Consider the following 22593-nt stretch of genomic DNA (forward strand, 5'->3'; position numbering starts at 1 on the left):
AGTCAGCAGAACCCTCGGCGGAGAATCTCGGGAATCCCTGAGACCCTGACAGTCACCAGATCACTTCTCCGGGAGGCCCGTCATGTCCGCACGATCCACATCGGCTGCTGCATCCCCACGGTTCGACCTCTCCGGGCGGGTCGCGCTGGTCACCGGGGCCACTCGTGGCGCCGGACGCGCAATCGCTCGTGAGCTCGCCGGCGCCGGGGCCGTTCTCTACTGCACCGGCCGCTCGTCCCCAGAGGCGCCGTCTGACTACGGCCGTTCCGAGACCGTGGAGGAGACTGCGCGGCTGATCTCCGACGCCGGCGGGACGGCGCATCCGGTGATCGTGGATCACCTCGAGATCGAGGCGGTCCGCGCCCTGATCGCGCGGATCGACGAGAATCACGGGCGTCTGGACATCCTGGTCAATGACATCGGCGGGGAAGCCTATGTGGAGTTCGGCAAGGCGCTGTGGGACTACGACCTCGCGGCGGGGAAGAAGCTCTTCGACACCGGATTCACCACTCATCTGAACACCAGCCACAGCGCCCTGCCGCTGCTCATCCGCAATCCCGGCGGCCTGGTGGTGGAGGTCACCGACGGGACCCGCCGCTACAACGCCTCCCACTTCCGGGAGAACGCCTTCCTCGACCTGACCAAGACCGCAGTGGATCGACTGGCTTTCGCCCAGGGCCATGAGCTGGCGCCCCATGGCGGGACGGCCGTCTCGGTCTCCCCCGGCTGGCTGCGTTCAGAGATGATGCTCGACGGTTTCGGGGTGACCGAGCAGACCTGGCGCGCCGCCGCAGAGGCCAACCGCGGGAAGACCGAGGTGGTGCCGCCGTATGAGTTCGTCATCTCTGAGACCCCGGCGATGCTCGCCCGCGGCATCACGGCCCTGGCCGCAGACCCGGCGCGGGCCGGGTGGAACACCAGGTCGACCAGTTCCTTCGAGCTGGCTCAGCACTATGAGCTGACCGACGTCGATGGGTCCCGGCCAGACGCCTGGAGCTTCATCACGGAGATGGAGACCACCGACGCCGCACAGCTCGAGGCCTCGCAGTACCGCTAGAAGTCGCGGGCCATGTCCTGGAAGCGGGCATAGTGGCCCTGGAACGCCACCGTGATGTCCCGGGTGGGACCGTTACGGTTCTTCGCCACGATGATGTCGGCCTCGCCGGCGCGCTCGGTCTCCTTGTCATAGACCTCAGGGCGGTGCAGCAGCATGACCATGTCCGCATCCTGCTCGATCGAACCGGATTCACGCAGATCGGAGACCTGCGGCTTCTTGTCCGGACGGGACTCGGACCCGCGGTTCAGCTGGGAGAGGGCGATGATCGGGACATCAAGCTCCTTGGCGAGCAGCTTCAAGGTACGGGAGAACTCGCTGACCTCCTGCTGGCGCGACTCGACACGTTTGCCCGAGGAGAGCAGCTGCAGATAGTCCAGCACCACGAGCTTGAGGTTGTGACGCTGCTTGAGCCGGCGGCACTTGGCCCGGATCTCCATCAGCGACATGTTCGGGGAGTCATCGATGAACAGCGGCACGTCATTGAGCCGGTCCACCGCCTCGGACATCTTCTCCCAGTCCTCATCACGGATATTGCCCTTGCGCAGGTCGGAGAACAGGATCCGGGACTCTGCGGAGAGCAGACGCATCGCGATCTCGTTGCGCCCCATCTCCAGGGAGAAGAAGGCTGCGGTCATCTTGTTGTTCACCGCGGCGGCGCGGGCGAAGTCCAGCGCCAGGGTGGACTTACCCATGGCCGGACGAGCGGCGATGATGATCATCTGTCCGCCGTGGAAGCCATGGGTCAGGTCATCGAGTTCGCGGAACCCGGTGGGGATGCCGGTGAGTCCCCCGTCGTGGGCGGAGTTGGTCTCGATCTCGTCGATCGTGGGGCCCAGGATCTCGGAGAGTGAGACATAGTCCTCGCTCTGCCGGTTCTCCGCCACGTTGTAGATCTCAGACTGCGCCTGGTTGACGATGCCCTCGACCTCACCGTCGGCGGTGTGTCCGAGCTGGACGATCTTGGTGCCGGCGTCGACGAGTCGGCGCAGGATGGCGCGCTCGCGCACGATCTCCGCGTAGAAGCCGGCGTTCGCCGCGGTGGGCACCGACTGGGCCAGGTTGTGCAGGTACGCCGGGCCGCCGATGCGCTGAAGTTCGCCGCGCTTGGTCAGGTGATCCGAGATGGTGACCACGTCGGCGGGCTCGCCGCGGCCGTAGAGATCGATGATCGCGTCGTAGATCAGCTCATGCGCGGGTCGGTAGAAGTCCGAGCCGCGCAGGACCTCCACGACGTCGGCGATGGCGTCCTTGGAGAGCATCATGCCGCCGAGCACTGACTGCTCCGCCACCATGTCCTGCGGGGGCGTGCGGGAGTCCACCCCTGCGGGGGATCCGGTGTTGTAGAGCTCGGTAGTCACCCCTCCACGATACTCGGTGCACGCAGTCCTTCGACCACCGCATCCAGCCAGGTGCGCATCGTCTCGCGAGCCTGTGGAGTATCGGGATAGCGGCAGCGCAGATGCAGTCCGGTCTCGTTGACCACGAACCAGATCATCACCCCGTCGGTCTGGACCACCGCGGAGACGTGCTGAGCATTGAGCGCCTCGTCCACATTGATCGGCAGTCGGCGATGATCCAGCCAGCTCATCGCGAACATCCCCGGCTCGGCGGGCATCCCGCCGTAGGGCCGCATGATCGGTGCCATCGGATGCGAGCCCAGCCGGATCGCCTCCTTGACCGCCTGATAGCTGCCGCGCAGGCTGTCGTCTTCGTTCTCCAGGACCGCATTGGTGATGAACCAGCCCACCGAGTCGAACCAGCGCGGCTCATCGCGGCTGTGCACCGGGAAGACCGTGCGCAGCGGCTGGTCGCCCAGCTCGCGGAAGATCCGGGTCATCACCGAGACCGCGACGGCGATCAGCCTGACCCCCTCTTCCCTGGCATGGGCCTCGAGCTTGTTGAGCTCCGCGGAGTCCAGCACGTCGCGGACCTCGACCTTCTCACTCACCGGCAGCGAGATATCCCCCAGCGGCAGCGGGAAGGTCGGCATCACTCCACCTCCGGCCTCCAGGATTTCTCGCCACCGGGTGACGATCTCCTCTGGGGGAAACGGCTTGGCCTCCATCGCGGTGGTGTGCGCCGCGAAGGACTCCGGCACCGGGAGCTCATGTGCCGCGGGACGGCCGGCCCGCAGGTTGTTCAGAACGGCGTTGAAGTCCCGCACCAGCACCAGCAGGGACCAGGCGTCGACGTGGGCGTGATCGGAGCCGATGACGATCTGTGGTGACCCGGCGGTGTCCCGCACAGCCGCGGATTCACCGTCGTCGATCACGCAGAGCCGGTGCGACGGCGTGCCGAATGGATCGCAGACGGCGTCGAAATGAGCGCGCAGGGCGGCCTTGACCTCCGCCGCGTTGAGCTGGTTGCTCGGCGCGGCCAGGTGCGCGGTCTTCAGCGCCGCACCGCGATCCACGCTGAAGCTGATCGGGCGGCGCGGCCGCTCGGGAGCAGAGAGCTGCTCCCAGGTGCCGGGCAGCATCGCGACCTCGCGCAGCAGCAGATCACTGACCGGTCCGCCGGAATCTCCGCCAGGCCCGGTGTTGGAGTGATGCGTGTCACTGCGGCGCGGGGAATGCTCGGGCCGCCAGTCGAAGACCGTGCGCAGCGTCCCGTGGCGCTGGATCACCACCTGCCAGGCGGCGGCGATCTCGTCCAGGGAAGCGGGACCGTCGAGCTGGAAGGACACCGCCATCCAGGATCCGGGTCGGGACCCGAAGCTGACATGGCGGTTCTGGTCGAACGACACCGGGAGCCCGCCGGGGGGATCGGGGGCCTGCGCCCCGGCTCCCGGGAGTCCCGCCCCGAAGCCGACGTCGGAGGTCCGCCCCGCCGCATCGTCGACGGCGAGCTGGGCCACCACCGAGTAGCTGGACAGACGTCCGGGCCTGGCGTGCATCTGTGCCACATTGGTCAAGCGCATACGGCGTAGTGTAGATGGCGTTCAGTTCGCCTGGATGTTTCCAGCGCAACTTGTTGTTCACCTGAGACTCAGGAGTCGAAGACCGTGGGGCTTTTCCAGACAGCCGGGGCGAAGCTCGCCTATGAGATCTCCGGCGACGGTCCGATCTTCGTCCAGCTGCACGGGCTGACCTCTTGTGCCTCGCGCGAGCAGCGCGCCGGTCTGGACATGACGCTCAGCCTCGAAGACTGCCGAGTCCTTCGCTACGACGCGCGGGGACACGGCTCCTCCACCGGGCGCGCCGTGCCTGAGGACTATGTCTGGCCGCGGCTCGCCGATGACCTGCTCGAGCTGCTCGATGAGCTCGCCCCCGGACAGAAGGTGCACGCCGCGGGACCCTCGATGGGCGCCGCGACGCTGCTCTATGCCGCGCTGCGCGATCCCGACCGTTTTGCCACGCTGACCCTGATGGTGCCCCCCACCGCGTGGGCCACCCGTGCCGGGCAGGCGGCGACCTACCAGAAGTCGGCCGAACTGGTGGAGGATCACGGGATCGGGGCCTTCGTGCGGGTGGGCCGACAGGTGCTTCCGCCGCCCGCCCTGGCGGACCGGCCGAAGGAGCGCGTCCCGGCAGTCAGCCAGGAGCTGCTGCCCTCGATCTTTCGCGGGGCCGGGGTCAGCGATCTTCCCGGTGCTGAGCAGATCGGCGAGCTCTCGGTTCCCACGCTGCTCCTGGCCTGGGTGGATGACTACGCACACCCGGTCTCCACCGCTGAGAAGCTGCACCAGCTGATCCCGAACTCGCAGCTGCAGATCGCCGAGACCCCGGAGGAGCTGGGTACCTGGCCGCGCCGGGTGTCACGGTTCATCGCCGCACACCCCGTGTGAGGCCCAGGCCTGTGGCGGAGATCGGATCGCCGGGGGACGCAGCAGGATCACGAGCCATGAGCGCGTGATCCCCTTCCCTTGGCCGGTCTCCCGGCGACCCGATGTGCCTTCAGATCCTGCCGCTCGGCCTCCTGCAGCGGAGCGCAGAGGTGCGGGGACCAGGATCTCCTCGGATTCTCCGAGGCCTCGGACACGACGACCACGGGACGGCCGGCGAAACGCTTCCCGGCCCCGTGTCTCCGCTCCCGCCGCTGACTGCGGCGCCGCGTGAATGCGCGCTGGGCGGGGCCCAGCCAATATTCACGTCCGAGGGACTTTCCACACTTTAGGTCCCGAGCCCGGCAGGGGCAATAGAGCGAAATGCTGCAGCCTGTGGAGTAAATGTGGACTATGCGGCGTGTCTTGTGCACAACATGTGCAGGAAGCTGTGGATAACAGTTGGATAACCCGTAGATATCTCCACTGAGGTGCAGTTTTGTAGCAACTCACCTGTGCACGCAGGAATAGAGATACCAGTTTTTCCACCATTCCGTCGCCTTGCCGTAACCCCGCCGTTAGGTGTATGGCCCCTCCGTCGCCCTGTTTTCCACAAGTTGTCCACACCCTGGTGAGAACCCGTCCAGCAGATCCCCAGCTCCCAGCGGGTAGCGTGGGGAGACCAACCCCGAGGAGCCGCCCGGTGCAAGAATCGATCAACACGTACCTCCGCGAGGTCCTCAAGGAGTCCAGTGCGGATGTCAGCGGCAAGCTTGCCGCCTATATCCCCCGGCTGCGCGACGCCGATGAGAACCTGCAGGCGCTGGCCCTGGCGACCGCAGACGGCCAGGAATGCTCCGCCGGCGACGACGAGCACCTGTTCACCATCCAGTCGATCTCCAAACCCTTCGTCTATGCCCTCGCGCTGGATGACATCGGCCTGGACCGGGTACGCGAGATGGTCGGCATGGAGCCCTCCGGGGAGGCCTTCAACGAGCTCTCCCTCGAAGGCGGCACCGGGCGCCCGCTGAATCCGATGATCAACGCCGGGGCCATCGCGACGCACCACCTGGTGGACCACACCAGCCATGAGGAGCATCCCGGTGGCCGGGACAGCGCGTCGCGCACCTCAGAGGTGCGCAGCCGGACCACCCGGATCCTCGACGGCATGTCGGCCTTCGCCGGACGCGCACTCGAGATCGACTGGGACGCGGCGGAGGAGGAGTACTCCACGGCATACCGCAACATGGCGATCGCCCACATGCTGAAGTCCCACGGCTCGCTGGACACCGAGCCCGATGAAGCCGTCCGCGGATACATCGACCAGTGCTCGATCCTGGTCAACGTCAAAGACATCGCCCGGATGGCCGCCACGCTGGCGAACAACGGAATCAACCCGGAGAACGGTCAGCGCGTGGTCTCGGCCGAATCTGCCCGCACCACCTTGGGGATCATGGCGACCTGCGGCATGTACGACGCTTCGGGACGCTGGCTGACCCAGATCGGCATTCCGGCGAAGTCAGGGATCTCCGGCGGCATCATCGGGGTGCTCCCCGGCCAGGTCGGGATCGCCTCCTTCGCGCCGCGGCTCAATGACGAGGGCAGCAGCGTCCAGGGCGTGGCGATGTTCCAGCACCTCTCCAACGAGCTCTCGCTGCATCTGATGAGCAATGAGCGGATCAACGTCATCGAGGAACTGGAACGCCGCAGCTGAGCTGAACCTTCAGGCTCAGCCGCCGCAGGCCACCCCGAGTTCTCGGGCTCGGCCCAGGGTCAGGCGGCGGCCCCTCTGCCGCCTCCTGGGACGGGGTCTCGGCCTTCAGCGCGCCGTCGGACCAGCACCGCGTGCGTAGGCGCCTCAGGGGTGCTCTGCGGGGCGCGGGCGGCCACCTCTCGCCGCAGGACCGGGACGACCTCCTCCCCCAGCAGGTCGATCTGCTCCAGCACGGTCTTCAGCGGCAGACCGGCGTGGTCGATGAGGAAGAGCTGACGCTGATAGTCCCCGGCGTAGTCGCGGAAGCTCAGCGTGCGCTCGATGACCTGGTCGGGGGTGCCCACGGTCAGCGGGGTCTGCGCGCTGAAGTCCTCCAGCGAGGAACCGCCGCCGTAGACCGGCGCCCGGTCGAAGTAGGGCCGGAACTCGCGGATCGCATCCTGGGAGTTCCGGCGCATGAAGACCTGACCGCCGAGTCCCACGATGGCCTGCTCGGCGGGCCCGTGGCCGTAGTGCGCGTAGCGGGAGCGGTAGAGGTCGATCATCCGCCCGGTGTGCTCCTTGTTCCAGAAGATGTTGTTGTGGAAGAAGCCGTCCCCGTAGTACGCCGCCTGCTCCGCGATCTCCGGGGATCGGATGGACCCGTGCCAGACGAAGGGCGGGATGTCGTCGAGGGGACGCGGCGTGGAGGTGAATCCCTGCAGCGGAGTGCGGAAGCGCCCGGAGAAGTCGACCTCGGTCTCACGCCAGAGCCGGTGCAGCAGCGCGTAGTTCTCCACCGCCAGCGGGATCCCTGCGCGGATGTCCTTGCCGAACCAGGGGTAGACCGGGCCGGTGTTCCCACGTCCCAGGGTCAGGTCGACCCGCCCCTGGGCAAGATGCTGGGCAAAGGCGTAGTCCTCGGCGATGCGCACCGGATCGGTGGTGGTGATCAGCGTGGTCGCCGTGGAGAGCTGGATCCGGTGCGTCTGCGCCGCCAGGTAGGCCATGAGGATCGGCGGGTTGGCCGGTGCCACGAAGGGCGGGTTGTGGTGCTGGCCGACCGCGAAGACGTCGAGTCCGACCTCTTCGGCGCGTCTGGCGATGGCCACCAGCGAGTTGATGCGCTCGTGCTCGGTGGGGACCCGACCGGTGGTCGGATCCGGTGTCATGTCGCCGATGCTGAATACGCCGAACTGCATGGCTGCTCCCTGCGCCGTCCTGGGTGACCCTGCCGTGCCGGCCACTGATTGAAATTTGTACGACATCAACCATAACCGGCACCCGCCATTCGGCATTCCCCGCTCCGGAGGCCCGCCAACCTTCGGAGAATGCGCCCGCGGCGCGAGAAAGCCCCGGCCTCCTGAAGGAGTCCGAGGCTTTCTCAGGTCTCAGCCGCGAACGGCTGGGATGCTGCGTGCTGCTTACTTCGAGCCGACGACCTGAAGGTCGAGGGTCGCTGAGACATCAGCGTGCAGGCGGACAGTCGCCTTGTAGTTGCCGACTGCCTTGATGCGTGCGGGGATCTCGACGGTGCGCTTGTCGATGGAGCCCAGGCCGGAGGCCTCGACTGCATCGGCGATCTGTGCGGAACCGACGGTTCCGAACAGGCGACCGGAGTCGCCGGTCTTCACGGTGATCTTCACGGGGGCAGACTGCAGCTTGGTGGCCACTGCCTGTGCTTCCTCGACCGTTGCGATCTCGCGAGCCTTGCGAGCGGAGCGCAGGCGCTCCACATCCTTTTCGCCGCCCTTGGTCCAGGCCATTGCGAAGCCACGCGGCAACAGATAGTTGCGTGCGTAGCCGCTTTTGACGTCGACCACATCTCCGGAGGCGCCGAGACCGGTCACTTCCTGAGTCAGGATGAGCTTTGCCATGGGTTGTTCCTTTCCTTCCCAGTCAGTCCTGGATCAGCCGCGGCCTGCGCCGGCGTACGGCAGCAGTGCGACTTCGCGAGCGTTCTTGATCGCCTGGGCGATCTTTCGCTGCTCCTGGACAGTCACGCCGGTCACCCGGCGTGCGCGGATCTTGCCTCGGTCGGAAATGAACTTCCGCAGCAGAGCGGTGTCCTTGTAGTCGATGACCGTGATGTCAGCAGCCTTCAGCGGGTTCGCCTTGGGCTTTGGCTTCTTGAGTTCAGCCTTTGCCATCGTGGTGCTCCTTTTCATTCTCGGAGCCCGCACCTGTGGGATGCGGGATGGTGAATAGTGTGTGAGTTCAAGCCGCTGTTCGCGGGCTTGAGGAGCGCGTGGCGCTTCTCAGGCTCAGAACGGTGGCTCGTTGTTGTCAGGGGTGCCCCAGCTTCCGCCGCCGGAGGGCTGGCCGCCCCACGGATCCTGCGGAGCGGAGTCGTTGCTCCACCCGCCGGAGCCGCCGGATGACGCGCCGCCGCCGGAGCCTCCTCCACCGAAGCCGCCGCCGGAGGCCGCGCCGGCGTTGCCGCCGGTGTTGCCTCCGCCGAAGCCGCCTCCGCCGCTCGGACGGCCGCCTTGGCCGCCGCTCGAACGCTGGACGCTGGCAGTCGCAAAGCGCAGCGAGGGACCGATCTCATCGACGTCGAGCTCCCAGGAGGTGCGGTTCTCCCCCTCCTTGGTCTGGAACGACCGAGCCTTCAGGCGGCCCTGCGCGATCACGCGGGTGCCCTTGGTGAGTGACTCAGCGGCGTTCTCTGCGGCTTCACGCCACAGGGAACAGCGGACGAAGAGAGTCTCTCCGTCCTTCCACTCGTTTGCTTGACGGTCGAAGAACCGCGGCGTAGACGCGATGGCAAAGTTGGAGACCGCGGCACCCGAAGGGGTGAAGCGGAGCTCTGGATCTGCCGTCAGGTTGCCTACAACGGTGATGATGGTCTCGCCGGCCATGGAAGTGCTCCTTGGTTGCTGGTTCGCCCTGACAGGTGGATGGACCACCTGGAGGATTATTCGATCTTCTGTTCCTCGGGTCGGGTGATCTTGGTGCGCATGATCGTCTCGTTCAGGCGCAGCAGTCGGTCGAGCTCGGCGGCGGCGTCGGGAGTCGAGTGGAAGTTGACGACGGCGTAGACCGCTTCCGTCTTCTTCTGAATCTCATAAGCCAGGCGGCGACGGCCCCAGACATCGACGTTGTCCACGGTGCCGCCGTCCTTCTTGACGACCTCCATGTACTTGCCGAGAGTCGGTTCCACGGTGCGCTCGTCAACCTCGGGGTCGACGAGCACCATCAGTTCATAGTGACGCATTGTGTTAACCCACCTCCTTTGGCCTTGCGGTCACGGGATTTCCGTAACAGGAGGGTCTATCTGCATCTGCATCTGAGCCCGTCCGTCCGACCCTCGGCATGAGGGCAGGATGAAACCAGGTCAGACAACCTGCATCATGATACCGGCTTTGCGCCAGCGTGACGAACGGGCCTGTTCAGCTGTGGAGATCGCGTGTGGGGTCGAGGGCGAGCTCAGCTGTTCAGCTCGGTGGTGAAGAAGCTCGCCACCGCGTCCCGCAGATGCTCGACGTCCTCGACCCCACACATCTCCCGGGCCGAGTGCATCGAGAGCAGCGCGATCCCGACGTCGACGGTGCGGATCCCCAGCCGGGTGGCGGTGATCGGGCCGATGGTGGAGCCGCAGGGGAGGTCGTTGTTGGAGACGAACTCCTGGGTGGGGACGCCCGCGGCGCGGCAGACCTGGGCCCACATCGCCGCCCCCGGGGCATCGGTGGTGTAGCGCTGGTTGGCGTTGATCTTCAGCAGCGGACCGCCGTTGGGCAGCGGGCGGTTCGCCGGGTCATGGCGTTCGGAGTAGTTCGGGTGCACCGCGTGTCCGGCGTCGCTGGAGAGATGCCAGGAGGCGCTCAGCGCCTGCGCCCGCTGGGTGGCGGTGGCGCCGGGCTGGCCCGCCGCACGGCCGAGCCCCTCATAGATCCGGCCCAGCACCTCTTCCAGGAACGGCCCGGCCGCACCGGAGCGCGACGCCGAGCCCAGCTCCTCGTGGTCGAAGGCGGCGAGCATCGGAATGACCGCACCGGTCTCGGCCTCCTCGGCGGTCCCGATCAGGGCGCTGAGCCCGGCGTGGACCGAGGAGAGGTTGTCGAGTCGGCTCGAGGCGAGGAACTCCTGTGCCGCACCGAAGGTCGCCGGCGCCTGGGCGTCGGCGAGCACCACGTCGTAGCCGTCCACCTGGGCGGGGTCCACCCCGGCGGACTCCGCCAGCAGGGCCAGCACGTCGGCGGCCGCGGCCTGCTCGGTGGAGCCGGCGAGCCCCAGGATCGGGCTCGTGTGCGCCTGCTTGCCCAGCTTCAGTCCCTCGTTGACCTGACGGTCCAGGTGGATGGCCAGCTGCGGGATCCGGGCGACCGGGCCGGTGGCCGCCAGGTGAGTGGCCCCGTCACGGGTGACCAGGCGCCCGGCCAGGCAAAGCTCACGGTCCAGCCAGGAGTTCAGCAGCGGTCCGCCGTAGACCTCGACGCCGGCCTGCAGCCAGCCATTGCTGATCAGCGTGGACTTGGGCTTGAGCTTGAACCCGGGGGAATCGGTGTGGGCACCGAGGATCCGCAGCGGGGTGGTGGGTGCGGCGCCGGTGGGCACCACCCAGGCCAGCACGGCGCCGTCACGGACCACCACATGGCGACCCGGCTCGGTGGGCCAGTCCTGATGCTCGCCCAGCTGCGTGAATCCGGCGCTGACCAGGCGCTGCGCCGCCACGGCCGCCGCGTGATACGACGAGGGCGAGGCGCTCACGTAGGCGGCCAGATCTTCGATGAGCTCTTGTGCTGTCATGCCCGCCATCCTAATCAGCGGCCCCGACTCCGCGGAGCCGGAGCGGCACTAGAGCGGCCCGAGGAGTCCGGTCTGGAACACATAGACCACTGCCTGCACCCGGTCTCGGAGCTGCAGCTTGGTCAGGATCCGGCGCACGTGGGTCTTGACCGTGGCCTCGGAGAGGAAGAACTTCGCCGCGATCTCAGCGTTGGAGAGGCCCTCCGCGACGGCGAAGAGCATCTCGGTCTCACGCTGGGTCAGCGGCTCGCGCGGGATTCCGTCATCCATCGCCTCAGCGATCGCTCGCCCATCGGGCAGGGGTCTGACGGCATCGCCGGCAGCCCCGACAGTCCCGGAAGTCCGGGCAGTCCGGGCAGTCCGGGCACCGCCGCGCGCTCCGCGAGCCGCCCCGGCGCCGGGGCGCTCCGGTGCTGCAGGTTCGGTCGGGGCCCCGCCGCGCAGATAGACCTCCAGCAGCCGCTGGGTGATCCGCGGGGCCACCACCGCGTCGCCCTCTGCCACCACCCGTACGGCGTGGACCAGGTCCTCCGGGGTGACGTCCTTGAGCAGGAAGGCGCTGGCGCCGGCCTGAAGCCCGGAGAAGGCGTACTCGTCCAGGTCGAAGGTGGTCAGGATGATCACCCGGGTCTGCGGGAACTGCGCGACCACCTTCGTCGTGGCCTCGATGCCGTCCATCCGGGGCATCCGCACGTCCATGAGCACCACGTCTGGACGTTGCGCCGGGGTGAGCGCCTGCAGCACCTGCAGCGCCTCGAGCCCGTCCGCGGCCTCGGCCACGACCTCCAGATCCTCCTCGCCCTCGAGGATCAGCCGGAAGCCCATCCTCAGCAGGTGCTGGTCATCGACCAGCATCACCTTCAGCGGACCCGTCCTGGGCTCCGCCTCGGGCGGTGCGGCCTCGGTGCGCGGTGGGCGTGCGGCGTCGGTGCGCGGTGGGCGTGCGGCGTCGTCGTCGTCGATGTTTCTCACCTGGTCATCCCTTCTGCGGCGGTTCCAGCACCGCGCGCACCATCCAGCCCCGGCGCGCTGCCGGGCCTGCGTAGACCGAGCCGTTGTAGAAGCCGGCGCGCTCCTCCATGCCGTGGATTCCCTGCCCGCTGCCCACCGATTCGCGGCGCTCCCCATGGGTGGGGTGCACTCCGTCATCGGTGATCGTGAGCACCACCTGCCCGGCGGCGGGCATCCCCAGCGCGGCCTGGTCCGCGGCGCTGAGTCCCTCGCCGCGCAGCCGCCGGGCCTCTTCCGGATCCGGGCCGGGGCGGTGCTCGATCTGCACCGACACCTCGGTGACCTGGCGGCCATAGCGCAGCACATTGGTCAGCGATTCCTGGATGATCCGGTGCACGGTGAGGCCGAAGCCGGCGTCCTCGGGCAGGGAGGGTCCGGTGAGGCTCACGGTCAGCGGAAGGCCCGCCTGGCGGAAGTTCTCGTAGAGGTCCTCCAGCGATTCTCCGATCGGGCGCCGGGCGGCCCCGACGTCCTGACCCTCGCGCAGCACCCCGATCACCCGACGCATGTCCCCCAGCGCGGTGCGGCCGGTCCCGGAGAGCTCCTCCAGGACCTCTCCGGCGCGGTGCGGATCCTTGCGCGCCACGATCCGGGCACCGTCGGCCAGCGAGATCATCACCGAGAGGGAATGGGCGATCACGTCATGCATCTCCCGGGCGATCCGATTGCGCTCGGCCACCTGGGCCAGCTGCTGGCTGCGTCGGGCCCACTCCAGGACCTCCTGCTCATGGCTGCGGCCGCGGCGCACGGCCGCGCCGATGCCGGCGGAGCTTCCGACGCTGAAGAACATCGTGACCGCCAAGATGCTCAGCGACTCGAACTCGCTGAGTCCCATCGGATGGTAGTAGTTCTCCATCCACCAGCTGGGCCCGTGGCTGGAGGTCCAGATGTCGATGCGCAGAAACGACAGATAGCCCAGCACGGTGGCGGGAAGCCCGGTGATCAACCCCACCAGCAGCCCGCGCTGGAGCGCCACGGCGTAGGCGGCGAAGCACAGTCCCAACATCTGCACGCCCTGCCAGGGGTAGAAGAGCAGCAGCGCCGCCTCGGCCCCGGCGACGACCGCGAGCACGGTGAGCGGGCGGGAGCGGCGGAAGCACAGGGCCGCCGCGATGACGACGTAGCCGCTCAGCAGCCACAGCGCGCCGCTGCCCAGATCGTAGAACGCGTAGGGGTAGACCCACAGGGTCAGCAACACATAGACACCGACGACCACCGCGTTCATCCACTTCGGATGCCGCCGGAACCATCCGCGCAGGCCGCGCCGGCGGACGATGGCGAGCTCCTCGAAGCCAGGCGGCATCGACTGCCCTGCGGGGGATTCAGACAGCGCCGGGGTGATCACGGCATCGACTCTACCGAGCCGGGCGACCCCGGGCTCAGGCATCACGTCGGGTGAACAGCAGCCATCCCGGGATCAGGACCACGCCGGCCCAGACCAGCAGCAGCGTGCCGGCCAGGGGCACCGACAGGCCTGTGGCCATCGAGGCGCTGCCGGCGATGAACTGACGCTGCAGCGCGAAGATCTCGAAGCGCATCAGCTCCTCGACCCAGCGGGCACCGTCCGTGAGCGCCAGCAGAAGACCCAGCATGATCGGTCCGCTGAACAGCAGCAGGCAGTAGCCGACCACCGCCCCGGCGGTGCTGCGCAGCAGCGCGCCGAGACCGAACCCGATCGAGGCGATGATGATCACCACCGCCCAGTGGCTGAGCACCATCCACCAGAGCTCGGGCTCCAGCAGCGCGGGCATCACGTCATGGAAGCCGGCGAGCGGCAGCAGGACCAGGAGGCACAGCGCCATCAGCGCGGCGGTGATCGCGGCGATGAAGCCGCAGACCGCGAGCAGCTTGGCGGTGAAGAACATGGTGCGGTTCGGCACTGCGGCCAGCGAGGACCGGATCGAGCCCGAGGCGTGCTCGGTGGTGATCGCGACTGCCGCGAGCGCACCCATCAGCAGGGTGACCAGGGTGAAGCTGGAGAAGGCGTTCTCGAAGAGGCCGAGTCCGGTCAGCTGGGCACCGGCGCCCTGGAGCGAGGGGTCGGAGAGCAGGTAGCGGGTGCTGATCACGGTGGCGATCAGCGTGATGGTCATCAGCCCGAAGGCGGCCAGGCAGAGCCACCAGTTCAGCCGCAGGCTGGTCAGCTTCAGCCATTCCGCGCGCAGCGCCCGGGAGAAGCTCACCTCGGCTGAGCCGAGCGCCGCGGCTGCGGCGTCTGCAGCCGGAAGGTCCTCGGTGGCGGGGTCGGTGCTTCCCGGGGCGCGGGAGGTGTTGGGGTTCATCTGAGTCCTCCGGAACGGTGTTCGACGTAGTCCCCGGTCAGCTTGAGATAGGACTCTTCCAGGGAGGAGTGCAGCGGGGTCAGCTCGTGGAGCACCACGCCCAGCTCCAGCGCCCGACGGCCGATGCTTCGGGCATCCATGCCGCGCACCTCGAAGGTCTCGGCATCCTGGGAGACCAGGGTGATGCCGGCTCCGGCCAGGGCGGCCATGAGCGCCTGGGAGTCCTCGGTGCGCACCAGCACCCGGGTCTCCCCGGTGCCGTCGATGAAGTCCCCCAGCGGCTGATCGGCGATGATCCGCCCCTGCCCGAGCACGATGAGGTGATCAGCGGTCAGTGCCATCTCTGACATCAGGTGCGAGGAGATGAACACGGTCCGGCCCTGGGCGGCGAGCCGGCGGACCAGCTGGCGGACCCAGCGCACACCTTCGGGGTCCAGACCGTTGATGGGCTCGTCGAAGATCAGCACCCCGGGGTCTCCCAGCATCGCCGCGGCGATGCCGAGCCGCTGACTCATCCCCAGGGAGTAGCTCTTGATCCGCCGGGAGGCCACGGAGCTGAGCCCGGTCATCTCGATGACCTCCTGGACCCGGGTCTTCGGGATGGCGTGGGTGGCGGCCAGGATGCGCAGCTGCTGCTCCCCGGTCCACCCCGGATGGCTCGCTCGGGCGTCGAGCACCGCCCCGACCTCGCGCAGCGGTGAGCGGTGTTCGGCGAAGGGTCTGCCGTTGATCGTGATCTGCCCGGCGCTGGGGCGGTCCAGCCCCATGGCCAGCCGCATGGTGGTGGACTTCCCGGCCCCGTTGGGACCCAGGAAGCCGGTGACCCGGCCCGGCTCCAGCGCGAAGCTGATCCCGTCCACCGCGGTTCGCTCACCGTAGGTCTTGCTCAGTCCGCTGGCTGTGATCATGCCTCCACGCTAGGTCCGCGCGGTGCGGGGCGCATCAGGCTGAAGGATGACTCTGCGCCGGTTTCACGGGAAACGGTGTGACGGCGTAGGTCCAGGCGCGCAGCGGAGCTTCCACGGGTCCGCGGTCGAAGAATCGCAGCCACAGGTGCGAGAGCCCGAGCTGTCCCAGCCAGAGCACGACGACGACGGCGCCCACCTGGCTCGCGCTCAGCTCTCCGGCCAGTCCCAGGCCCAACGGCGAGCCCAGCGCGGAGAAGAGCAGCGCCAGCACCAGGGACTGGCCCAGGTAGTTGCTCAGCGACATTCGCCCGGCCGGGGCCAGCACGCGCACCAGCCAGCCGAATGCCCGGTGGCGCAGGATCAGCAGCGCCGCGAGCACATAGCCGGTGGCCTGTATCGGTCCGGCGAGGAAGATCAGCCCGGCGCTGAGGGTGTCGGTGCCCAGTCCGCCGGCGCTCGCGTCCCCGCCCCAGACCATCCAGGCGGCGGTCACGCTGAGCGCACCTCCCACCACGAGAGCGGGCAGCATGATCGAGACGAGCCGCGTCGTCGTGATCTCTCCGGCGATGATGCGTTCGAGCACCCGGGCCCGTCCGATCACCAGTCCGAGCAGGAACGCGGCGAAGGCGCTCGGTCCCTGCACCAGGAGCATCGAGGGCGCCACCAGCGCGTAGGCGCTGAGCTGGAAGGCCAGGTAGCTGCCCAGCCCGCCGGCATAGGCCCCGCGGGCCTCCTCGCCGGCCAGGATCAGTCCGGAGCTCTCCATCGCCTCGGGGCTCATCGCGGCGGCGTCCATCATCGGGGAAGACTCCAGCCACCAGGTCAGCGCGCCCAGGCCGAGGATCGCCAGCGCCACCACGGCCCAGAGCGCGGCGGCGAGCAGCACCGCCGCGCGGGTGCTGATCCTGCGCATGCCCAGCAGCGCGAAGCCGAGCACGGCATAGGCCAGCAGGATGTCGCCGACGAAGAGGAAGATCCCGTGCAGCACCCCGAGGATCGCCAGTGCGGTGAAGCGACGCTGCGAGCGGGAGACCTCGCTGACTCCGGCGCGATGCGCGGAGCTCCACTGCAGCACGAAGGAGAGTCCGAAGAGGAGGGAGAAGATCACATAGGACTTGCCCTCGAAGATCGCCGTGGCGGCGAAGGCCACCCACTGGTCAGCACCGGCGAGCGCCCCTGCGTCCGCTCCGGTGGCGCCCTCGGTCAGCCCGGCGGAACGCCCGCCGCCGGTGAGGTTCTCCGGAAAGGCGAAGTACCAGATGTTGACGGACAGGATCCCCAGCAGGGCCAGGGCGCGCAGCGCGTCGACGGCGTGAAGTCTCTCCATCCCCCCAAAATACCGGGACCTGCGCGTATCGCCCCACCTGAATCCGCTGGACACGATCCTTCTGGTGGAGCACGCAGGCCCGGAGGAGGAGGTGGGGCTATAGGGTCACCAGACACCATCAAGTCTCAGGAGTTTCTTTGGGCACCATACTGACCATCACCGGAATCGTCGTGATCCTGGTGGGCCTCTGGGACATGTTTCACCAGCTTCTGCACCCCCGCGGGTCAGGTCCGCTGAGCAGCCTGGTCTTCTCCGCAACATGGAAGATCGACCGGGCGACCAGACGCCGACTGAGCTGCGCGCTCGGTCCGGGCACGATGGTCGCCGTGATCATGCTGTGGGTGCTGATCCAAGGGGTGGGCTGGGCGCTGATCTACTACCCGCATGTCCCTGCCGGGCTCCTCTATGCCGATGGCGTGAACCCCGGCGACTACTCGACCTTCGCCGAGGCGCTCTACATCTCGCTGGTCTCGCTGGCGACGCTCGGATTCGGCGATGTGGTCGCCGTGGAGCCGTGGCTGCGGCTGGTGGCTCCGATCCAGGGACTCACCGGATTCGCTCTGCTCACCGGAGCGCTCACCTGGTTCATGCAGATCTATCCGCCGCTGCTCCGTCGGCGGACGGCAGCACTGATGCTCAACGCGCTGGAAGAATCCGGATTTCTGGAGAAGCTCTCCGCGCTGGCCCCCTCTGCGGTCCAGACCGAGCTCGACAGGTTGTCGGAGCAGATCGCGCAGATCTGTGTGGACCTCACCCAGCACAGCGAGACCTACTACTTCCGGGTCGACTCGGCCGCCGTGTCGATCTCACAGCACCTGCCCTATGCCCTCGCGCTGAGTCGAGCCGCGGCAGACAGCGGCTCGCTCGAGGTGCGGATCAGCGCAGCCCGGCTCGACTCACTGCTGGACCAGCTGGGCTCCACGCTGAGTCCCAGCTTCGTCCCCGGCAGGGACCTGGATGAGATCTTCGCGGCCTATGCCGCAGACCACTCCAGCGGCCGCTGATCGCCGTCGGAGGCCTGCCGGGACACGAGCTGACAGGTTCCTAGCGGTCGATCTCGCCGCGGATGAAGGCTTCGACCTTCTCGTGGGCGACGTCGTCATGGAACTGCTCCGGCGGGGACTTCATGAAGTAGCTCGAGGCGGAGAGCAGCGGTCCGCCGATCCCGCGGTCCAGCCCGATCCTCGCCGCCCGGATCGCGTCGATGATCACCCCGGCGGAGTTCGGCGAGTCCCAGACCTCCAGCTTGAGCTCGATGGACACCGGGGCGTCGCCGAAGTTCCGGCCCTCCAGGCGGATGAAGGCCCATTTCCGGTCGTCGAGCCACTGGATGTAGTCGCTGGGCCCGATGTGGACATCACGGTCGGCCAGCGGCGCGGAGGTGTTGGAGGTGACCGCCTGCGTCTTGGAGATCTTCTTGGACTCCAGCCGGTCGCGTTCGAGCATGTTCTTGAAGTCCATGTTTCCGCCGACGTTGAGCTGGTAGGTGCGGTCCAGGTGGACCCCGCGGTCCTCGAACAGGTGGGCCAGCTCGCGGTGCGTGATCGTCGCACCGATCTGAGACTTGATGTCGTCACCGACGATCGGGACCCCGGCGTCGGTGAACCTCTGCGCCCATTCGGGGGTGCCGGCGATGAACACCGGCAGTGCGTTGACGAAGGCCACCCCGGCGTCGATCGCGGCCTGGGCGTAGAAGCGGGCCGCGTCCTCGGAGCCCACGGGCAGATAGCAGACCAGCACGTCGGCCTGGGCCTGCTTCAGAGCGGCCACGACGTCCACCGGCTCGGCGGCGGACTCCTCGATGGTCTCCCGGTAATACTTCCCCAGCCCGTCCAGGGTCGGACCGCGCTGCACTGTGACCCCCGTGACCGGGACCTCGGCGATGGTGATGGTGTTGTTCTGCGAGGCGGTGATCGCCTCCGCCAGGTCCAGTCCGACCTTCTTCGCGTCCACGTCGAAGGCCGCGACGAAACTGACGTCTCGCACGTGATACTCCCCGAAGCGCACATGCATCAGCCCGGGGACCCGCTGATCATCGGGGGCGTCCTTGTAGTACTCCACGCCTTGGACAAGTGATGCCGCACAGTTTCCGACGCCGACGACGGCGACTCGGATGGGTTGTTCTGCCAAAGGTTTTCTCCTTGCGGGTCTTGCAGCTCGGTGGGCGTGACCCACCGGCAGCTAGAAGGTGATCTCAGTCATGACGGTGTCTCTGATCGAGAAGCCTATAGCCAGTCTGGGTCGGAGGTTATCGTGGACCCGATGATCCAGTCCCCGAAGGACGGCCCCCCGGTCGCTGCGACCCGGGATGATCCGCTGCTGCGGCACCTCTCGGAACGCTTCGGCGGACCCGCGGGGACACGGCTGCGCCCACGGAACTCTCCGGCCCAGGTGCTGCTGGGCCTCACCGTGCTCGGGATTCTGCTCTCCGCGCTGACCAGCCAGTACTGCCGGATCAACGGCTGGGGCGGGGCGGAGGTTTACCACGCGGGCTGCTACTCAGACATCAGTGCGCTCTTCCACCAGCGTGACCTCAGCGATGCGCCATGGGCCCCCCTGCTCGGCCCGGGCTACTTCGAGTACCCGGTGCTCACCAGTCTGGTCGCCGCAGTCCTGGCGGCCTCGACGCGCTTCCTGCTCGCCCAGGACGGGACCGCGGCGCTGGGCTGGTCCGCCGACCGCGCCTCGCTGCTGTATTGGGATCTCAGCTTTGCCGCCGCCGCCGTGGTGTGGCTGGTCCTGGTGCTGGTGGTGATGAAGGCCGCCGGGGCGCGGCCCTGGGATGCCGCGATCGTGGCGCTCTCCCCGGCGATCATCTTCGGCATCGGGATCAACTGGGACATCTGGGCGGTGACCGCGCTGGCCCTGGCGATCCTTGCCTTCCACCGCGAGGCCTGGGTCAGCGCCGGGGTGATGATCGGCGTCGGGGTCTCCTTCAAGCTCTTCCCGCTCTTCATGCTGGGCGCCGTGCTGATCCTGGTGCTGCGCCGGGACACCGGGCTGGGGTTCGACGTCTTCCTGCGCGCCCTCGCCGGCGCGGCGGCCAGCTGGCTGGCGCTCAATGTTCCCGCGATGGTGCTCAGCTTCACCGCCTGGTCCCAGTTCTTCGAGCTCTCGGTCGAGCGCGGCGCAGGGTATTCCTCCCCGTGGCACATCTGGCAGCTGATCGCGGAGGGCCGCGGGGGCTCCGGGCCGAGCCCCGAGACGATCTCGGGATTCTCCCTGGGACTCTTCGCCGCCGCCTGCGCGGGCATCCTGGTGCTGGGACTCCGGGCGAAGCATCCCCCTCGCATGGTCCAGCTGCTGTTCCTGATCGTGGCGGCGTTCCTGCTGCTCAACAAGGTCTATTCGCCGCAGTTCATGGTCTGGCTGATTCCGCTGATCGCCCTGGCGGCGCCGCGGTGGCGGGACGCGCTGGTCTGGCAGGGATTCCAGCTGCTGCACTTCTGGGCGGTGTGGATGTACCTGGCGGGCATCGTGGGGGATCACGATCCGCAGCATTCCTTCGACACCGCGCTCTACATCGCTGCGGTGCTGGGCCATATGGGCGCCACGATCTACCTGATGGCCCAGGTGGTGCTCGACATCCTGCGCCCGGACCGAGACCCAGTCCGACGTGCCGCGCGGGTCCCGCTTGGCCGACGCTCCGGGAGAACCTCGCAGACCTCGGCACAGACCCGGACCCAGGCCTCAGAGTTCCGCTGAGGCCCACTCCTTCAGGATGTCGACGGCTTCCGCCTCGGCCACCGGCCCGTGCTCCATGCGGTGTTCGAGCAGGAACTTGTACGCCTTGCCCACCGCAGGGCCCGGCGGGATCTGCAGCACGGCCATGATCTGTTCCCCATCGAGGTGCGGACGGATCCGGTCCAGCTGCTCACGCTCGGCCAGCTGCGCGATCCGCTCTTCGAGATCGTCATAGGCATGATCGAGCCGGGCGGCCTTCTTCTTGTTCCTGGTGGTCACGTCCGATCGGGTGAGCCGGTGCAGCCGCTGCAGCTGGTCTCCGGCGTCGGTGACATAGCGGCGCACCGCCGAGTCGCTCCACCCCTGATCGCCGTAGCCGTAGAAGCGCATGTGCAGCTCCACCAGCAGGCTCACCGCGGCGATGCTGGCCTTGTCGAAGCGCAGCTCCTGCATCCGACGGCGGGTCTGCTTGGCGCCGACCACGTCGTGATGGCGGAAGCTGACCCCGCCACCGGGTTCGAAGCGCCGGGTCTTGGCCTTGCCGACGTCGTGCATCAGCGCCGCGAAGCGCAGCACGAAGTCCGGGCCGGGCACCGGGCCTTCAGTCCCGGTCTCCAGCGCGCAGGCCTGCTCCAGCACCTGCAGCGAGTGCTGGTAGACGTCCTTGTGCCGGTGGTGCTCATCGTCGGTGAGCTTCAGCGCGGGCACCTCGGGGAGCATGATCTCGGCCAGGCCGGAGTCCACCAGCAGGTCGATCCCGGCGCGCGGGTCCGCGCCGCAGATCAGCTTGACCAGCTCCTCGCGGATCCGCTCCGCAGAGACGATGCTCAGCCGCTGCGACATCTCGGTCATCGCCGCGCGCACCTCAGGGGCGACCTCCATGCGCAGCTGGGAGGCGAAGCGCGCCGCCCGCATCATCCGCAGCGGGTCATCTGAGAAGGACTCCTGCGGGGTGGCGGGAGTGCGCAGCAGCCTCAGATGCAGGTCTTTGACGCCGCCGTGCGGGTCCACCAGTTCGAAGCTGGGCAGCTTCAGCGCCATCGCGTTGACCGTGAAGTCGCGCCGGACGAGGTCCTCGTCCAGGTCGGTGCCGAAGTTGACCTGCGGCTTGCGCGAGCCCGGGTCGTAGGCCTCGGCCCGGTAGGTGGTGATCTCGATGGTGTCATCACCCTTGCGGATGCCGATGGTTCCGAAGTCCCGGCCGATGTCCCAGTGCGCCTCGGCCCAGCCGGAGACCGCCTCGATGATCTGATCCGGGGTGGCGGCGGTGGTGAAGTCGAGATCCGGGGAGGTCCGGCCCAGGAAGAGGTCCCGGACGGGACCGCCCACCAGGGACAGCTCGAAGTCGCGGGCGGCGAAGCGTTCGCCGAGTTCGACGACGACGTCGGGCAGCCAGGCGCCGTCAGGGAATCCAGAGGGAAGGTAAGGCATAGCGGAAACAGTGTCCCATATGCCCCGCCGACAGAAGCCCGCATCCGCGCCAGCACCGGCATGCACGCTCGGCGAAGTCCACCGCGACGGGATCTTCGCGGCACTCCGATTAGAGTGTTCGGTATGAACAGACCGGAGACCGGCGATGAACGGCGCACCCCATTGACAGTGTCAATGGGTGCCCGGCGCATGCCGGCTCGGCAGACCACGCGGCAGCAGGGGAGCCTTCCGACGGTCGAAGAGGTCAGCGCCGGCGGGGTGATCATCCGCCCGGCCTCCAACGGCTTCGAGGTCGCCATCATCGCCCGCTACAACCGCGGCGGACGCCTTGAATGGTGTCTTCCCAAGGGCCACCCCGAGGGCACCGAGACCTTCGAGGAGGCCGCGCTGCGCGAGGTGGCCGAGGAGACCGGCGTCGAGGGCGCCATCCTGACCTCCCTGGGCAGCATCGAGTACTGGTTCACCGTCCCCTCGCACCGGGTCCACAAGACCGTGCACCACTACCTGATGGAAGCCGTGGGCGGGGAGCTGAGCATCGAGAACGATCCCGATCATGAAGCCGTCGACGTCGCCTGGGTGAGCATGGACGCGCTGGATCGCACCCTGTCCTTCCCCAATGAGCGCCGGATCGTGAATCTCGCCCGAGCGGTGATCGATGAGTCTGTGCAGTCCAGCTGATCCGGCTATA

General features: G+C 67.9%; 21 protein-coding genes. 6 read left to right on the forward strand and 15 right to left on the reverse strand.

What is annotated here, in order from left to right; genetic code table 11:
- Positions 1-82 precede the first annotated feature (82 nt).
- Entirely contained in the window at positions 83-1057 is a 975-nt protein-coding gene (locus LSI54_RS06195; protein WP_241465705.1) for an SDR family oxidoreductase, read from the forward strand.
- Here the strand turns inward: LSI54_RS06195 and dnaB are convergent.
- On the reverse strand, positions 1054-2415 hold the full coding sequence (gene dnaB / locus LSI54_RS06200; protein WP_342357750.1) for a replicative DNA helicase: 1362 nt from the start codon (positions 2413-2415) through the stop codon (positions 1054-1056). The genes LSI54_RS06195 and dnaB overlap by 4 nt on opposite strands.
- Entirely contained in the window at positions 2412-3977 is a 1566-nt protein-coding gene (locus LSI54_RS06205; protein ID WP_241477964.1) for a peptide synthetase, read from the reverse strand. The genes dnaB and LSI54_RS06205 overlap by 4 nt, the downstream gene beginning before the upstream one ends.
- A gap of 84 nt (positions 3978-4061) precedes the next feature.
- On the opposite strand from LSI54_RS06205, the gene LSI54_RS06210 reads away from it, so the two are divergent.
- Positions 4062-4844, forward strand: a complete 783-nt coding sequence (locus tag LSI54_RS06210) for an alpha/beta fold hydrolase (RefSeq protein ID WP_241476398.1) — start codon at positions 4062-4064, stop codon at positions 4842-4844.
- Positions 4845-5523: 679 nt separating this feature from the next.
- Entirely contained in the window at positions 5524-6534 is a 1011-nt protein-coding gene (gene glsA, locus LSI54_RS06215) for a glutaminase A (protein ID WP_241465702.1), read from the forward strand.
- Between the two features lie 59 nt (positions 6535-6593).
- Here glsA and LSI54_RS06220 read toward each other — a convergent pair whose 3' ends face one another.
- The 11 genes from LSI54_RS06220 to LSI54_RS06270 all read right to left on the reverse strand — a co-directional run bounded on the left by LSI54_RS06220 (position 6594) and on the right by LSI54_RS06270 (position 16790).
- Entirely contained in the window at positions 6594-7715 is a 1122-nt protein-coding gene (locus tag LSI54_RS06220; protein WP_241477965.1) for an LLM class flavin-dependent oxidoreductase, read from the reverse strand.
- 222 nt (positions 7716-7937) lie between these two features.
- On the reverse strand, positions 7938-8390 hold the full coding sequence (gene rplI, locus LSI54_RS06225; protein WP_241465700.1) for a 50S ribosomal protein L9: 453 nt from the start codon (positions 8388-8390) through the stop codon (positions 7938-7940).
- Positions 8391-8423: 33 nt separating this feature from the next.
- Positions 8424-8663, reverse strand: a complete 240-nt coding sequence (gene rpsR, locus LSI54_RS06230; protein ID WP_036475751.1) for a 30S ribosomal protein S18 — start codon at positions 8661-8663, stop codon at positions 8424-8426.
- 114 nt (positions 8664-8777) lie between these two features.
- The gene (locus LSI54_RS06235; RefSeq protein ID WP_241465699.1) at positions 8778-9374 is read right to left on the reverse strand and encodes a single-stranded DNA-binding protein; all 597 of its coding nucleotides are present in this window, start codon (positions 9372-9374) and stop codon (positions 8778-8780) included.
- Positions 9375-9430: 56 nt separating this feature from the next.
- On the reverse strand, positions 9431-9730 hold the full coding sequence (rpsF, locus tag LSI54_RS06240; protein WP_241465698.1) for a 30S ribosomal protein S6: 300 nt from the start codon (positions 9728-9730) through the stop codon (positions 9431-9433).
- A 212-nt stretch (positions 9731-9942) separates the two neighbouring features.
- Positions 9943-11262, reverse strand: a complete 1320-nt coding sequence (locus LSI54_RS06245; RefSeq protein WP_241465697.1) for a M18 family aminopeptidase — start codon at positions 11260-11262, stop codon at positions 9943-9945.
- Positions 11263-11310: 48 nt separating this feature from the next.
- Positions 11311-12117 carry a response regulator transcription factor gene (locus LSI54_RS06250; RefSeq protein ID WP_241478042.1) on the reverse strand — a complete coding sequence of 269 codons (807 nt, stop codon included), beginning with the start codon at positions 12115-12117 and terminating at the stop codon, positions 11311-11313.
- 121 nt (positions 12118-12238) lie between these two features.
- Positions 12239-13660: a sensor histidine kinase gene (locus LSI54_RS06255; protein WP_241465696.1), complete on the reverse strand. Its 1422-nt coding sequence runs from the start codon at positions 13658-13660 to the stop codon at positions 12239-12241.
- Positions 13653-14555: an ABC transporter permease gene (locus LSI54_RS06260; RefSeq protein ID WP_241477966.1), complete on the reverse strand. Its 903-nt coding sequence runs from the start codon at positions 14553-14555 to the stop codon at positions 13653-13655. The genes LSI54_RS06255 and LSI54_RS06260 overlap by 8 nt, the downstream gene beginning before the upstream one ends.
- Entirely contained in the window at positions 14552-15463 is a 912-nt protein-coding gene (locus tag LSI54_RS06265) for an ABC transporter ATP-binding protein (protein ID WP_241477967.1), read from the reverse strand. Before LSI54_RS06265 ends, LSI54_RS06260 begins: the two co-directional genes overlap by 4 nt.
- A 34-nt stretch (positions 15464-15497) precedes the next feature.
- Positions 15498-16790 (reverse strand): DUF418 domain-containing protein, encoded by a 1293-nt coding sequence (locus LSI54_RS06270; RefSeq protein ID WP_241477968.1) that lies wholly within the window; start codon positions 16788-16790, stop codon positions 15498-15500.
- A gap of 137 nt (positions 16791-16927) precedes the next feature.
- On the opposite strand from LSI54_RS06270, the gene LSI54_RS06275 reads away from it, so the two are divergent.
- Entirely contained in the window at positions 16928-17794 is an 867-nt protein-coding gene (locus tag LSI54_RS06275; RefSeq protein WP_241470792.1) for a potassium channel family protein, read from the forward strand.
- 40 nt (positions 17795-17834) lie between these two features.
- Here the strand turns inward: LSI54_RS06275 and LSI54_RS06280 are convergent, their stop codons facing one another.
- On the reverse strand, positions 17835-18920 hold the full coding sequence (locus LSI54_RS06280; RefSeq protein ID WP_241465691.1) for an inositol-3-phosphate synthase: 1086 nt from the start codon (positions 18918-18920) through the stop codon (positions 17835-17837).
- Positions 18921-19052: 132 nt separating this feature from the next.
- Here LSI54_RS06280 and LSI54_RS06285 point away from each other — a divergent pair, with 132 nt between their 5' ends.
- Positions 19053-20495, forward strand: coding sequence for a glycosyltransferase family 87 protein (locus LSI54_RS06285; RefSeq protein WP_241477969.1), 1443 nt, complete (start codon positions 19053-19055; stop codon positions 20493-20495).
- On the opposite strand, the gene LSI54_RS06290 is transcribed toward LSI54_RS06285, so the two are convergent.
- On the reverse strand, positions 20481-21905 hold the full coding sequence (locus tag LSI54_RS06290; RefSeq protein WP_241477970.1) for a CCA tRNA nucleotidyltransferase: 1425 nt from the start codon (positions 21903-21905) through the stop codon (positions 20481-20483). The genes LSI54_RS06285 and LSI54_RS06290 overlap by 15 nt on opposite strands.
- Before the next feature lie 123 nt (positions 21906-22028).
- Between LSI54_RS06290 and LSI54_RS06295 the strand changes: the two genes are divergently transcribed.
- Positions 22029-22583 (forward strand): NUDIX hydrolase, encoded by a 555-nt coding sequence (locus LSI54_RS06295; protein WP_370642739.1) that lies wholly within the window; start codon positions 22029-22031, stop codon positions 22581-22583.
- Positions 22584-22593: the final 10 nt, after the last annotated feature.

This window comes from Nesterenkonia sp. AY15 (assembly GCF_022565855.1).
Lineage (GTDB): Bacteria > Actinomycetota > Actinomycetes > Actinomycetales > Micrococcaceae > Nesterenkonia.

What these genes read in the sequence shown, in the direction of transcription:
- LSI54_RS06285 (WP_241477969.1), top strand. Translation starts at nt 19,053, where the DNA reads ATGATCCAGTCCCCGAAGGACGGCCCCCCGGTCGCTGCGACCCGGGAT.
- rpsR (WP_036475751.1), bottom strand. Translation starts at nt 8,663, where the DNA reads ATGGCAAAGGCTGAACTCAAGAAGCCAAAGCCCAAGGCGAACCCGCTG.
- LSI54_RS06260 (WP_241477966.1), bottom strand. Translation starts at nt 14,555, where the DNA reads ATGAACCCCAACACCTCCCGCGCCCCGGGAAGCACCGACCCCGCCACC.
- LSI54_RS06270 (WP_241477968.1), bottom strand. Translation starts at nt 16,790, where the DNA reads ATGGAGAGACTTCACGCCGTCGACGCGCTGCGCGCCCTGGCCCTGCTG.
- LSI54_RS06290 (WP_241477970.1), bottom strand. Translation starts at nt 21,905, where the DNA reads ATGCCTTACCTTCCCTCTGGATTCCCTGACGGCGCCTGGCTGCCCGAC.
- LSI54_RS06235 (WP_241465699.1), bottom strand. Translation starts at nt 9,374, where the DNA reads ATGGCCGGCGAGACCATCATCACCGTTGTAGGCAACCTGACGGCAGAT.
- LSI54_RS06295 (WP_370642739.1), top strand. Translation starts at nt 22,029, where the DNA reads ATGAACAGACCGGAGACCGGCGATGAACGGCGCACCCCATTGACAGTG.
- LSI54_RS06245 (WP_241465697.1), bottom strand. Translation starts at nt 11,262, where the DNA reads ATGACAGCACAAGAGCTCATCGAAGATCTGGCCGCCTACGTGAGCGCC.
- LSI54_RS06265 (WP_241477967.1), bottom strand. Translation starts at nt 15,463, where the DNA reads ATGATCACAGCCAGCGGACTGAGCAAGACCTACGGTGAGCGAACCGCG.
- LSI54_RS06205 (WP_241477964.1), bottom strand. Translation starts at nt 3,977, where the DNA reads ATGCGCTTGACCAATGTGGCACAGATGCACGCCAGGCCCGGACGTCTG.
- LSI54_RS06195 (WP_241465705.1), top strand. Translation starts at nt 83, where the DNA reads ATGTCCGCACGATCCACATCGGCTGCTGCATCCCCACGGTTCGACCTC.
- LSI54_RS06220 (WP_241477965.1), bottom strand. Translation starts at nt 7,715, where the DNA reads ATGCAGTTCGGCGTATTCAGCATCGGCGACATGACACCGGATCCGACC.
- LSI54_RS06250 (WP_241478042.1), bottom strand. Translation starts at nt 12,117, where the DNA reads ATGCTGGTCGATGACCAGCACCTGCTGAGGATGGGCTTCCGGCTGATC.
- rpsF (WP_241465698.1), bottom strand. Translation starts at nt 9,730, where the DNA reads ATGCGTCACTATGAACTGATGGTGCTCGTCGACCCCGAGGTTGACGAG.
- rplI (WP_241465700.1), bottom strand. Translation starts at nt 8,390, where the DNA reads ATGGCAAAGCTCATCCTGACTCAGGAAGTGACCGGTCTCGGCGCCTCC.
- LSI54_RS06255 (WP_241465696.1), bottom strand. Translation starts at nt 13,660, where the DNA reads ATGCCTGAGCCCGGGGTCGCCCGGCTCGGTAGAGTCGATGCCGTGATC.